11 protein-coding genes are annotated in these 13,210 nt (G+C 65.8%); 8 read left to right on the top strand and 3 right to left on the bottom strand.

The window, feature by feature from the left end; translation table 11 throughout:
• Position 1: 1 nt before the first annotated feature.
• The 8 genes from uvrC to secG all read left to right on the top strand — a co-directional run bounded on the left by uvrC (position 2) and on the right by secG (position 8,168).
• Complete coding sequence (gene uvrC, locus KTJ89_RS03580) at positions 2-1,861, top strand: excinuclease ABC subunit UvrC (RefSeq protein ID WP_139908081.1); 1,860 nt, start codon at positions 2-4, stop codon at positions 1,859-1,861.
• Positions 1,862-1,945: 84 nt separating this feature from the next.
• Positions 1,946-2,836 (top strand): RNase adapter RapZ, encoded by an 891-nt coding sequence (gene rapZ / locus KTJ89_RS03575; RefSeq protein WP_373284074.1) that lies wholly within the window; start codon positions 1,946-1,948, stop codon positions 2,834-2,836.
• 1 nt (position 2,837) lies between these two features.
• Entirely contained in the window at positions 2,838-3,833 is a 996-nt protein-coding gene (locus KTJ89_RS03570) for a gluconeogenesis factor YvcK family protein (RefSeq protein WP_101544310.1), read from the top strand.
• Between the two features lie 25 nt (positions 3,834-3,858).
• Complete coding sequence (gene whiA / locus KTJ89_RS03565) at positions 3,859-4,842, top strand: DNA-binding protein WhiA (RefSeq protein WP_139467292.1); 984 nt, start codon at positions 3,859-3,861, stop codon at positions 4,840-4,842.
• A gap of 9 nt (positions 4,843-4,851) precedes the next feature.
• Positions 4,852-5,853 (top strand): type I glyceraldehyde-3-phosphate dehydrogenase, encoded by a 1,002-nt coding sequence (gene gap, locus KTJ89_RS03560; RefSeq protein ID WP_259356785.1) that lies wholly within the window; start codon positions 4,852-4,854, stop codon positions 5,851-5,853.
• On the top strand, positions 5,850-7,067 hold the full coding sequence (locus KTJ89_RS03555; protein WP_259356784.1) for a phosphoglycerate kinase: 1,218 nt from the start codon (positions 5,850-5,852) through the stop codon (positions 7,065-7,067). Before gap ends, KTJ89_RS03555 begins: the two co-directional genes overlap by 4 nt.
• Positions 7,068-7,081: 14 nt before the next feature.
• Positions 7,082-7,867 carry a triose-phosphate isomerase gene (gene tpiA / locus KTJ89_RS03550; RefSeq protein ID WP_259356783.1) on the top strand — a complete coding sequence of 262 codons (786 nt, stop codon included), beginning with the start codon at positions 7,082-7,084 and terminating at the stop codon, positions 7,865-7,867.
• A 55-nt stretch (positions 7,868-7,922) separates the two neighbouring features.
• On the top strand, positions 7,923-8,168 hold the full coding sequence (gene secG / locus KTJ89_RS03545) for a preprotein translocase subunit SecG (protein ID WP_101544300.1): 246 nt from the start codon (positions 7,923-7,925) through the stop codon (positions 8,166-8,168).
• Between the two features lie 155 nt (positions 8,169-8,323).
• Here secG and KTJ89_RS03540 read toward each other — a convergent pair whose 3' ends face one another.
• From KTJ89_RS03540 to tkt, 3 genes are read right to left on the bottom strand one after another with little or no spacing between them, the layout of a single operon-like run.
• Complete coding sequence (locus KTJ89_RS03540; RefSeq protein ID WP_259356782.1) at positions 8,324-9,955, bottom strand: phosphoglucose isomerase-related protein; 1,632 nt, start codon at positions 9,953-9,955, stop codon at positions 8,324-8,326.
• Complete coding sequence (gene tal, locus KTJ89_RS03535) at positions 9,952-11,055, bottom strand: transaldolase (protein ID WP_259356781.1); 1,104 nt, start codon at positions 11,053-11,055, stop codon at positions 9,952-9,954. Before tal ends, KTJ89_RS03540 begins: the two co-directional genes overlap by 4 nt.
• Positions 11,052-13,133 (bottom strand): transketolase, encoded by a 2,082-nt coding sequence (tkt, locus tag KTJ89_RS03530; RefSeq protein WP_259356780.1) that lies wholly within the window; start codon positions 13,131-13,133, stop codon positions 11,052-11,054. The genes tal and tkt overlap by 4 nt, the downstream gene beginning before the upstream one ends.
• Positions 13,134-13,210 lie beyond the last annotated feature (77 nt).

Here is a 13,210-nt window from a genome sequence, read left to right as displayed (position 1 = left end):
AATGCCTGATCCATCCACCTACCGTCCGGCCACCGGGTCGATCCCCACGTCGGCCGGGGTCTACAAATTCCGTGACCCCGACCGGCGGGTGATCTATGTCGGAAAGGCGAAGAACCTCCGCAACCGACTCAACTCGTACTTCGCCAACCCTGCCCAGCTGCACCCGCGCACCTCGACGATGGTCCACACCGCGAACTCGGTGGAGTGGACCGTCGTCGACACCGAGGTCGAAGCTCTACAGCTCGAATGGACGTGGATCAATGAGTTCAACCCGCGGTTCAACGTCATGTTCCGCGACGACAAGTCCTACCCCTACCTCGCGATCACGATGAATGACGAGGTGCCTCGGGCCTTCATCACCCGGGGAAAACGACGCAAGGGCGTGAAGTACTTCGGTCCCTTCGCTCAGGTGTGGGCGATCAAGGACACCCTCGACCTGCTGCTCAAGGCCTTCCCGATGCGCACCTGCACAGCAGGGGTCTACCGGCGGGCCGAACGCAGCGGCAGGCCCTGCCTGCTAGGATATATCGACAAATGCGCTGCTCCCTGCGTCGGTCAGATCAGCAAGGACGATCACAAGGACTTGGCCCGCAGCATCTCCGACTTCATGTCCGGAAACACCGGCCGGTTCATCAGCCACCGGCAGAAGGAGATGGCCAAAGCCGCGGCCGAACTCGACTACGAACGCGCGGCCGGTCTGCGCGACGAAATCTCCGCCCTGCAGAAGGTCCTCGACAAATCCGCCGTCGTCCTGTCGGTGAGCGCCGACTGCGATATCTTCGCCCTCGTCACCGAGGAGCTCGAAGCCTCCGTCCAGGTCTTCCATGTGCGCCAGGGTCGTATCCGCGGCCAACGCGGCTGGATCATCGAACGCTCCGATGATCACACGCCCGCGGAACTGACCACCGACTACCTGCGACAGGCCTACTCCGGACTCGATGCCGATGCCATTCCGAAGGAGATCCTCGTCGACACACTGCCGGCGGATCTGGAGTCCCTGGAGGCCTGGCTGAGCGAGCAGCGCGGTTCGCGGGTGACCGTGCGGGTACCCGAGCGCGGGGAGAAGAAGGCGGCCCTGGAGACCGTGGGGAAGAACGCGAAGGAAGCGCTCATCCAGCACAAGCTCAAACGCTCGTCCGACCTGACGACCCGCAGCCAGGCTCTCAAGGAGATCCAGGAGCACCTCGACCTGCCGGAAGCACCGCTGCGCATCGAATGCATCGACATCTCCCATACCCAGGGATCGAACGTCGTCGCCTCCCTCGTCGTGTTCGAAGACGGAATGGCGAAGAAGCGCGACTACCGACACTTCGCCATCCACGGTGAAGCCGCGGCCGACGACACGGCTTCGATGTACGACGTCGTCTCCCGTCGCTTCAGCCGCTACCTCGAACAGATGACCTCCGAGGAGCCCGATGAGCGCTTCGGCTATCGACCCAGCCTCCTCGTCGTCGACGGTGCCGGCCCGCAGGTTGCGGCAGCGACGCGGGCACTGACGGATCTCGGCATCGTCGACATCTCCGTCGTCGGTCTGGCCAAACGGCTCGAAGAGATCTGGATACCGGACGATCCGTTCCCGGTCATCCTCCCACGCAACTCCGAAGGGCTCTTCCTCATGCAGCGCCTGCGTGATGAGGCCCACCGCTTCGCCATCACCTATCACCGGTCGAAACGTGCGAAAGCGATGACGAGTTCCGTGCTCGACGACATTCCGGGTCTCGGAGAGTCGAAGCGCACCGCTCTGCTGCGCCATTTCGGATCTGTGAAGAAGGTCCGTGCTGCCACCGCCGAGGAGATCTGCGAGGTCAAGGGAATCGGTCCCTCCCTCGCCGCGAAGATCGTCACGGCTCTGGCCGACTGAGCTCTGCGATTCTGCCCTAGAGTAGTGCCGAGAGGTACAGTGCCCACCGACCGATCGGGCACGAGCAGAGGAGGACGAGTGAGCGTGCAGGCCGAATCGAACGGATCCGACCACCCCATCGAGGTTGTGCTCGTCACCGGCATGTCCGGAGCGGGCCGCACCACCGTGGCCAATGTGCTCGAAGACATGGACTGGTATGTCGTCGACAACCTGCCGCCGCAGATGATGCGTCCGCTCGTCGAACTCGTCGCCCGTGCCGACGGCGCCCTGCCGAAGATCGCCATCGTCATCGACGCCAAAGGGCGCACCAAATACACCGAACTGCAGGAGACTATCAGCGATTTCGTCGATCAGGGTCTGTCCCTGCGCATCGTCTTCCTCGACGCCTCCGACGAAGTCCTCGTCCGACGTTTCGAATCGACCAGGCGGCCCCACCCACTGCAGGGGGAGGGGACCCTGCTCGACGGCATCGAAGCCGAACGTGCCGAACTCGAGTCCCTCAAACACCGCGCCGATATCATCGTCGACACCTCCGACCTCAACGTGCACCAGCTCTCCGCGGAGGTGCGCAAACGCTTCAGCGACGACGACACCCCGCCGCTGCGGCTGACGGTGATGAGCTTCGGCTTCAAATACGGCCTGCCCAAGGACGCCGACCACGTCGCCGACGTCCGCTTCCTGCCGAATCCGTACTGGATTCCCCATCTGCGCGGACACAACGGACTCGACTCCGATGTCGCGGCCTACGTCCTCGAGCAGAACGGTGCCGAGGAATTCATCGAACGCTATGCCGCAACCCTGTCCACCGTCGCCGAGGGATATCTGCACGAGGGCCGCGGCTACGCGATGATCGGAATCGGCTGCACGGGCGGCAAACACCGTTCCGTGGCGATCAGCGAAAGGGTCGGACGACTGCTGTCGGCCCAGACCGGGATCCCAGTGGCCGTGCGTCACCGCGATCTGGGAAGAGAATGACATGGAGACCGAAGATCTGCCCGTCATCTCCACGGGCGCTCAGAAGGACGGTCCCAATATCGTCTCGTTCGGCGGAGGTCACGGACTCTACGCGGCGCTGAGGGCGTTCCGTCTGCTCACCGAAGACCTCACCGCGGTCGTCACAGTCGCCGACGATGGCGGCTCATCCGGACGACTGCGCGACGAACTCGGCGGACTGCCTCCCGGCGATCTGCGGATGGCTCTGGCCGCGCTCTGCGACGACGGCACGTGGGGCCAGACCTGGCGTGATGTCATCCAGCACCGCTTCGAATCGACGGGTGAGCTGCACGGTCACGCGGTGGGCAATCTGCTCATCGCAGCACTGTGGCAGATCCACGGCGACCATGTGGCCGGCCTGGACTGGATGGCCCGCCTGCTGCGCGCTCACGGTCGCGTGCTGCCGATGTCCTCGGTGCCGCTGACGATCGAAGCCGATGTGAAGTTCCCCGGCTCCTTCCAGGTCGTGCGCGGTCAGTCCGTGCTCGCCTCCACGATCGGCCACGTCGAGACCGTGCGCCTCGACCCGGCGGCTCCACCGGCCCGCTACGAGACGATCGAGGCCGTGGAGGAGGCCGAGGTTCTCAACCTCGGCCCCGGCTCCTGGTACACCTCGGTGATGCCGCACCTGCTCGTGCCTTCGCTGGCCGAGGCGATCGTGGCCTCGACAGCGGTGAAATCCCTCACGCTCAACCTCAGTTCCACTGACGGTGAGACGAAGGACCTGAGCCTCGGCGAACACCTCGTCTCCCTCCACCGTCATGCCCGCTCACTGACCTTGGACTATGTTCTCGTCGACGAGGCGGCCACCGAACTCGAACCCGACCTGCCGCAGCGGGCCGAGGACATGTTCGGAGCGAAACTCTGGGAACGTCCCCTGCGCTCACGGAGGCAGGGACAGCATGACAGCCTCAAGCTGGCGGCATGCTACCGTGACATGTTGTTGGACGCCGGGATCGGCGTCGCCGAGCAGTGGTAGAACTTCAGGTGCAGGAGGACGAGCTATGGCACTGACCGCTCAGGTCAAGGACGAGTTGGCGCGAGTGAAGATCACTCGCACCTCCGCCCGCAAGGCCGAGGTGTCGTCGATCTTCCGCTTCTCCTCCGCTCTCCATCTCGTCAACGGCTCGATCGTTCTCGAAGCCGAACTCGACACTGCCCAGGCCGCCAAGCGGCTGCGAGCGGAGATCAAGGATCTCTACGGTCAGCATGCCGACATCGTCGTCATCAATGCCGCCGGAATCCGCCGCTCCAACCGCTACCTGCTGCGCGTCACCCGTGACGGGGGAGCACTGGCCCGCCAGACCGGACTCGTCGACAACCGCGGCCGTCCCGTGCGCGGACTGCCCTCGGCCATCGTCAACGGCTCCGTCGCCGATGCCGAAGCCGCCTGGCGCGGAGCCTTCCTCGCTCACGGTTCGCTGACCGAGCCGGGGCGCTCCTCGGCGTTGGAAGTCACCTGCCCCGGCCCCGAGGCGGCTCTTGCCCTCGTCGGCGCAGCCCGCCGACTCGGACTGAGCGCGAAGGCCCGCGAGGTCCGGGGCGTCGACCGCGTCGTCATCCGCGACGGCGACGATATCGCCGCGCTGCTCACCCGCATGGGCTCCCACAGCGCCGTGCTGGTCTGGGAGGAACGGCGGATGCGCAGGGAGGTCCGCGCGACCGCGAACCGCCTGGCGAACTTCGACGATGCGAACCTGCGTCGGTCGGCACGGGCCGCCGTGGCCGCCGGCGCCCGGGTCGAACGCGCCCTGGAGATCCTCGGCGACGACGTCCCCGAACACCTCCGCTACGCCGGTCAGCTTCGCGTGACCCACAAACAGGCGTCCCTCGAAGAGCTCGGTCAGCTCGCCGACCCGCCGATGACGAAGGACGCGGTGGCCGGCCGGATCCGCAGGCTGCTGTCCACTGCGGACAAGCATGCGGAAGAACTGGGAATTCCCGGCACCGAAGCCAGTCTGACCCCGGAAATGCTCGAGGATCGCTAAGATCGAGGCATGAGACGAATCGCCATCAACGGCTTCGGCCGCATCGGCCGTGCCCTGTTCCGTCTGTCCCTCGAACCCGATGCTGATTTCGAGGTCGTGGCCATCAACGATCTCACCGATACGACGACCCTGGCTCATCTGCTCTCCCACGAGTCCGTGTGGCCTCGCTTCGACCATGATGTCGACGCCGCCGACGAGGCGATCATCGTCGACGGACGAGAGATCGCGGTGACCAGTCAAGCCGACCCGTCCGCCATCGACTGGAGTTCGCACAAGGTCGAACTCGTCGTCGAATCCACCGGACGCTTCACCCGGCAGGATCAGGCCGAGGCCCACCTCGGCGGCACCGTGCAGACCGTCGTACTCTCCGCCCCCGGAAAGGACGTCGACGCGACCCTCGTCATGGGCGTGAACGAAGACACCTTCGACCCGTCGGCACATTCCGTCGTCTCGAACGCCTCGTGCACGACGAACTGCATGGCCACCGTGGTCAAGGCGCTCGACGACGCCCTCGGCGTCGAATCCGGTCTGCTCAACACCGTTCACGCCTACACCGGCGACCAGATGCTCGTCGACGGACCCCACCGGGACCTGCGTCGCGCCCGAGCCGCCGCCGTCAACATCGTGCCGACCACGACCGGAGCCGCACGCACCGTCGGCCGCGTCATGCCCCACCTCGAGGGCAAGCTCGACGGACTCGCCGTCCGCGTGCCGGTGCCCGCCGGATCGATCATCGACTTCACCTTCAGCACCTCCAAGAGCGCCGACCGCGATGAGGTCAACGCGATCCTCGCCTCCGCCGCGGACGGATCGCCCTACCTCGACTTCTCCACCGACGAACTCGTCTCCAGCGACATCGTCGGCACCACCGCCTCGGCGATCGTCGATTCCAAGCTCACGATGGTGCTGGGCGACCAGATCAAGGTCGTGGCCTGGTACGACAACGAGTGGGGATACACGAACCGACTCAAAGACATGGTCAGCTACATTCTCAGCGAAAGGGACTCATGAGGACATTCGACGATGCGGGCATCTTCGCCGGACACACGGTGCTCGTCCGCAGCGATCTCAACGTGCCGATGGACGACGGCACGGTCACCGACCGCGGTCGCATCCTGGCCTCGGCCGGAACGATCAGGTCCCTCGCCGAGGCGGGAGCCAAGGTCATCGTGATGTCGCATCTGGGCCGGCCGAAGGGAGAACCGGATCCGCAGTTCTCACTGGCCCCGATCGTCCCCGAACTCGCCGAAGCCATCGGCCGTCCGGTCGCCTTCGCCGCCGACACCGTCGGTGACGATGCGCAGACGAAGGCCGCAGCCCTGTCCGACGGTGACGTGCTGCTGCTGGAGAACCTGCGCTTCAGCCCGGGCGAAACGGCGAAGGACGATGCCGAGCGCCAAGAATTCGCCACCCAGCTGGCAGCGCTGGCCGACGATTTCGTCTCCGACGGATTCGGCGTCGTCCACCGCAAACAGGCTTCGGTCTACGACATCGCCGGCTTCCTCCCGCACTATGCCGGCTCACTCGTGCGTGCGGAAGTCGAGGTCAGCGACAGGCTGCTCAACAGCCCCGAACCACCGTTCACCGTCGTCCTCGGCGGATCCAAGGTCTCGGACAAACTCGGCGTCATCGACAACCTCATCGACCGCGCCGACAATCTGCTCATCGGCGGGGGAATGGTCTTCACCTTCCTCGCCGCACTCGGCCACGACATCGGATCGAGCCTGGTCGAGAAGGACCGCATCGACGACGTCAAGGGCTACCTCGAACGCTCCCGATCCGGTGGTGCACGCATCGTCCTGCCCACGGACATCGTCATGGCCGCCTCCTTCGCTGCCGACGCCGAGCACTGGGTCCGGCCCGTCGCCGAACTCGAAGACACTCCGGCCGGAGGCGACGGCCTCGGCCTCGACATCGGCCCCGAATCGGCTCGCGCCTATGCCGAGATCATCGCAGGCTCGACCACTGTGTTCTGGAACGGGCCGATGGGCGTCTTCGAGTTCCCGGCCTTCGCCGCCGGCACCAAAGCCGTAGCCCAAGCTCTGGCCGACGAAGGCAGCAGCGGGGGACAGAGGCTGACCGTGGTCGGCGGCGGCGATTCCGCAGCCGCCGTGCGCAGCCTCGGCTTCGCCGATGACGCCTTCGGCCACATCTCCACCGGCGGAGGTGCCAGCCTCGAATATCTCGAAGGCAAGACCCTGCCCGGACTCGACGCACTCGGATGAGGAAGACAGACACCATGAGCGACCGCACCCTGCTGCTGGCAGGCAACTGGAAGATGAACCACGATCATCTGGAAGCGATCTCCGCTGTCCAGAAGCTCGCCTGGGCACTCGAGGACGCCAAACTCGACGACAGCGACTGCGAAGTCGTCGTCATTCCGCCGTTCACCGACATCCGTTCGGTGCAGACACTCGTCCAGGGGGACAAGCTGTGGCTGAAGTACGGTGCCCAGGACGTCTCCCAGCACGCTCCCGGAGCGCATACCGGAGAGATCGCCGCATCGTTCCTCTCCCGCCTCGGCTGCAGCTACGTGGTCATCGGCCACAGTGAACGCCGTGCCGACAACCACGAGACCAACGAGGTCGTGGCCGCGAAGATCAAGGCCGCACTTTCGGCTGAACTCACACCGATCCTCTGCGTGGGGGAGTCGCTGGAACAGCGGCAGGAGAAGAGCCACGTCGAGTTCACCCTCGGACAGCTCGAGGAGTCGCTGGCCGGATTCGACGCAGGCGACCTCTCCGGCCTCGTCATCGCCTACGAACCCGTCTGGGCGATCGGCACCGGAGAGACAGCCACTGCCGCCGATGCCGCCGAGATGGCATCGGCGATCCGCGCACGCATCGGTGAGAAGTATGGCGAGGCTCTTGCCCAGACCACCCGCATTCTCTACGGCGGGTCGGTCAAGGCCGACAACGTTGCCGAAATCGTCGCCTCTGCGGACGTCGACGGCGCACTGGTCGGAGGTGCGAGCCTCAGCGGTCCGGACTTCGCCGCTTTGTGCAAGGCCGCGGTCGCGAAGTAGACTGACAGACGCATCATTCGACGAAACACTCGACGAAACATAGGTTGAATCCGACGTGGAAATCCTCAACATCATTCTCATCGCGCTGCTCGTGCTCACGAGCATCTTCCTCACCCTGCTGATCCTCATGCACAAGGGCAAGGGCGGTGGCATGTCCGACATGTTCGGCGGCGGAATGTCCTCGTCGCTGGGATCCTCGGGCGTCGCAGAGCGCAACCTCAACAGGTTCACGACGCTCATGGCGATCATCTGGGCCGCCTGCATCATCCTGCTGGGCGTCCTCACCCGGTTCAACTCCTGAGCCATCGTGGCTCGCTGATGCCGAGACCGTGAGACACCGACACCGAGGCGACGCCCCGGTGGACGAATGAGAAGGACCCCGACCGAATCGGTCGGGGTCCTTCTCTGTTCGTGCTCTGTCCGTCGTGCCGGCGGATCAGTGCCGTTTCAGACAGATCAGTCGTGGCCGAAGTGGTGGCGCGGGCTGATCGACCCGATCGCCTCCCGCAGCTGTTCGAGCCCACGAGAACGATCAAGCAGGTGCAGACGCACCACGGGTCGGCCCTTCTCACTCAGCACCGCCGCATCGCCGGCGGCCTGGGCGCGTTGCAGCTGAGCGAAGCCGAAGTCGCGTCCCGGCACCAGCAGATCAGTGCGAGCCTCACCGGTGATCTGGAGGAACACTCCGTTCGGATGACCGCCCTTGTGGTACTGACCGGTCGAATGCAGGTAGCGGGGGCCGAAGCCGAAGGTCGTCTGCACTCCGGCATGTGTGGACACGAGCGGACGCAGATCCGCAGCCTCGGCATCGGCGATCCGATCGAGGTAGGCCTGAATGCCGACATATCCGTACTCGTCGACCTGCGAGAACAGCTCCTCAAGGGCTCCGACGAGATCAGTGGCCTCATCGACGACCTCGAGAACGTCGATGTCTCCCTCACGGAACCGCGGCTGCTCCGTCGAACCCGAGTCCGGTCCGTCGAGCAGGTGCCTGGCCTGTGCCTTCGCGGCCTCCACATCAGGCTGGTCGAAGGGATTGACCCCGATGCTGTACCCGGCGATGGCCGTGGCGTATTCCCAGAACAGGAACAGCTCGCCCAACCCACCGGTGATAGTCGCTTCGAATCCGGACGGCGCACCCAGCTCTGAGCCATCGGCTGCCGGCCCGAGCAGGCACAGGAGTGCGTCTGCACGTGCATCGGAGAACCCGATGTCGGCGGGGGAGTCGACGACGACGGGAAGGATGCCCTGACCGTCCTTGCCGAGGGATTCGGCGATGAGCTGCTCGATCCAGACCCCGAGCCCGTTCAGCCGCTCGGCGGTTTCGGCGAGGACGAGCTTCTCCGTCGTCCGGGCGTGGGCGATGCTCAGCCAAGCGCCGAACCGCAGTGCAGGATTGTCCAGACCGTCGGCAGACAGGTCGGCGGCGGCCGCGGCGGCCTCTGCGATGATCCCGCGCACATCGGCACCGGCCAGACCCGCGGGGACGAGCCCGAAGGCCGAGAGAGCGCTGAAGCGTCCGCCGACCGTGGGGTCGGCGAGGAAGGTCGCAAGGAAGCCCTGATCGGCGGCCAGCGCCTCGAGTTCGGTTCCCGGATCGGTGATCGCGATCATCCGGGACGCCGGATCGACGCCGATCGACTCGAAGGCCGCGGCGAAGCTGCGGCGGATCGAATCCGTCTCCACCGTGGTTCCGGACTTCGACGCGATGATGAGGACCGTGTGTTCGAGATCGGTGCCGATCGCCTCGGCGACCTGATTGGGATCAGTCGAGTCGATGATCTCGAGTCGGACACCGGCCGTCTGAGCCATCACCTCGGGAGCGAGCGATGATCCGCCCATTCCGGCCAAGCTGATCGTGCGCAGACCCTGCTCCTGCAGACGCAACCGCAGGGATTCGATCTTATCGAGCAGATCTGCGGCGTTCTGCGGAAGATCCACCCAGCCCATCCGGTCCGCGGCGTCGGCGGCCCCGTCGAACAGTTCCGCATCCTTGGCGCTCAGCCGGGAAGCCAGGCCGGCCTCGATGAGACGCGCGGCCTCTGCCTCGAACTCCTCATCGACGGGGACAGAGAGTGAGAGCTTCATGAGCGGTCCAGAGCCGTACGGATCGTTTCCTGGAGTTCGGTCCAACTGACGTCGAACTTCTCCAGCCCCTGCTCTTCGAGCACGGTCATGACCTCGGCGTAGTCGATGCCCAGTCGTGCCAGAGCATCGAAGACCTCGTCGGCGGCACGGTAGTGCTCGGACGTGATCTGGCCGGTGACCTCACCGTGGTCGGCGAACGCCTCCAGAGTGGGTTCGGGCATCGTGTTCACGGTGTTCGGTGCGATGAGTCCGGTCACGTACATCGTGTCGGCGTAGTCGGGATTCTTCACTCCGGTCGAGGCCCACAGCAGACGCTGCGGACGGACCCCGGCGAGTTCGAGGACTCGGAAGCGTTCGGAGGTGAACAGCTGCGAGTGGATCTCATGGGCGAGCACGCAGTTCGCGATGCCCGCCTTGCCCTTGAGCTCCACGGCCTTCGGGTCGTCGATGGAGTCGAGACGGGAATCGATCTCGGAGTCCACCCGGGAGACGAACACCGAGGCCACCGACCGGATCGTCGAGAGGTCATGGCCGGCGGCGCGGGCCTTCTCCAGCCCCTGGAGGAAGGCTTCGACGACGTGGCGGTAGCGGGTCAGGGAGAACACGAGCGTGACGTTGACGCTGATCCCGGCCGCGATCGTTTCGGAGATCGCGCGGAGTCCCTCCTCGGTGGCCGGGATCTTGATCATCGCATTCGGTTCGCCGACCCGTTCCCACAGGGCCTTCGCCGAGGCGACGGTCGCTTGCGCATCATGAGCCAGCGGGGGAGCGACCTCGATCGACACGCGACCGTCTTCGCCGTTCGTGGACTCGAAGACCGGACGGAACAGGCGGGCCGCCTCGGCGACATCCGCTGTGGTCAGTGCCTCGATGGCCTCATCCACATCGGCACCGGAGGCACCGAGCTCGGCGACCGCAGCGTCGTAGTCGTCGGCCGCCGAGATCGCGTTCGCGAAGATCGTCGGGTTCGTCGTCACACCCGTGACGGAGGATTCCGCGATGAGGCGGGCGAGATCCCCGGATTCGAGTCGGGTGCGGGAGAGGTCGTCGAGCCAGATCGAGACTCCGGCCGCGCTGAGCTGCTGGAGACGTTCACTCATGCTTCCGCCTTTGCTGCGTTGATGGATTCCTTTGCTGCGTCGACGACGGCCGAGGCCGTGATGCCGAACTTCTCGTACAGGGTCTGGTAGTCCGCGGATGCACCGAAATGTTCGATGGACACGGCACGACCGGCATCGCCGAGGTACTTGTGCCAGCTCATCGCCGAGGCGGCTTCGATGCTCACCCGTGCCTTCAGCGTTCGCGGCAGCACAGTGGCCCGGTAGTCCTCCGGCTGAGCGTCGAACCATTCCTGGCACGGCATGGAGATGACGCGAGCGGCTGTGCCCGATGCCTGCAGAGCTTCGGCGGCCTCGAGAGCGATGGCGACCTCGGAACCGCTGGCGATGATGGCCACCTCGGGCTGGTCACCGGTATCGGTGAGCACATAGCCGCCGCGTGCGGCCTCGGAGGCGGGGGCGTACTTCTCACGGTCGAGGACCGGCACGGCCTGTCGGGTGAGCACGAGTCCGCTGGGGCCGTCGGTGCGTTCGAGGATCTTCCGCCATGCGACCGCGGTCTCGTTCGCATCGGCCGGTCGGACGAGGTCGAGGCCGGGGATCGCCCGCAGCGCGGAGAGGTGCTCGATCGGCTGGTGGGTCGGTCCGTCCTCACCGAGGCCGATCGAATCGTGGGTCCACACGAACAGGTTCGGCAGCTGCTGGAGGGCAGCCAGGCGCACGGCCGGCCGCTGGTAGTCGCTGAAGACGAGGAACGTGCCGTTGTACGGGCGGGTTCCGCCGTGCAGGGCGATGCCGTTGCCGATGAGACCGGCGGAGAACTCGCGGACGCCGAAGTGGATATTGCGTCCGTACTCGTGGCCGGAGAATGCACCCGTGGAGCGGTGAGCGGGCAGGAAGCTCGGTTCACCCTTGATCAGAGTGTTGTTCGAGCCCGCGAGGTCGGCGGAACCGCCCCAGAGTTCGGGCATGGTCTCGGCGATCGCATTGAGCACCTGACCGGAGGCCGCGCGGGTGGCGATGCCCTTCTCGCTGGCTTCGAAGACCGGGAAGGCCTCATCGAGGCCGGCGGGCAGTTCGCGCTTGGACAGACGGTCGAAGAGAGCAGCGTTGTCCGGGTTGGCGGTGCGCCATTCGGCGAAGGACTTGTCCCATTCGAGGTGGGCGGCACGACCGCGGTCCAGGGCCTGACGAGTGTGGGCGAGAACCTCGTCGTCGACGGCGAAGGTCGACTCCGGGTCGAAGCCGAGGACCTCCTTGGTCGCACGGATCTCGTCCTCGCCGAGGGCCGCACCGTGGGACCCGCCGGTGTTCTGCGCGTTCGGGGCGGGCCAGGCGATGATCGTGGACAGGCGGATGAACGAGGGGCGGGAATCCGCGCGAGCGGCCTCGACGGCGGCGTGGAAGGCTTCGATGTCCTCGTGGTAGTCACCACCGGCAGTGAAGTCGACGTGCTGGACGTGCCAGCCGTAGGCGGCGTACCGGGCGGCCGTGTCCTCCCCGAAGGCGATCGCGGTGTCGTCTTCGATGGAGATCTTGTTGTCGTCCCAGATCACCAGCAGGTTCGACAGCTCCTGCGTCCCGGCCAGCGATGACGCCTCACCGGACACTCCCTCTTCGAGGTCGCCGTCCGAGGCGAGCACGACGATGTTGTGGTCGAACGGTGAGCTGCCGGGAGCCGCCTCGGGGTCGAAGAGTCCGCGTTCACGGCGAGCGGCCATGGCCATGCCCACGGCCGAGGCCAGTCCGGAGCCCAGGGGCCCCGTGGTGATCTCGACGCCGGCGGTGTGGCCGACTTCCGGGTGCCCCGGGGTGAGCGAACCCCATGTGCGCAGCGCCTTGAGGTCGTCGAGCTCGAGCCCGAACCCTGCCAGGTAGAGCTGGACGTACTGCGTGAGCGAACTGTGACCGCAGGAGAGGACGAAACGATCACGGCCGACCCAAGTCGGGTCGGCCGGGTCGTGAGTGAGTCCGTGCTGATACAGGTAGTGTGCGATGGGAGCCAGGCTCATGGCGGTGCCCGGGTGCCCGTTCCCTGTCTTCTGCACCGCATCCGCGGCGAGGAGGCGGGCAGTGTCGACTGCGCGATTGTCGAGTTCAGTCCAGGACAGAGTTGTCATGTCGTCGAGCGATCCTTCGTTCGTCTTAAGAGCGTGCATTCAAACTCTACCCGTCGGATGCCTGAAGCGCCGCCCCT

The organism is Brevibacterium sediminis (genome assembly GCF_024895295.1).
GTDB classification, from domain to species: Bacteria; Actinomycetota; Actinomycetes; order Actinomycetales; family Brevibacteriaceae; genus Brevibacterium; species Brevibacterium sediminis.
This window is presented reverse-complemented; position numbering and strand designations above follow the sequence as displayed.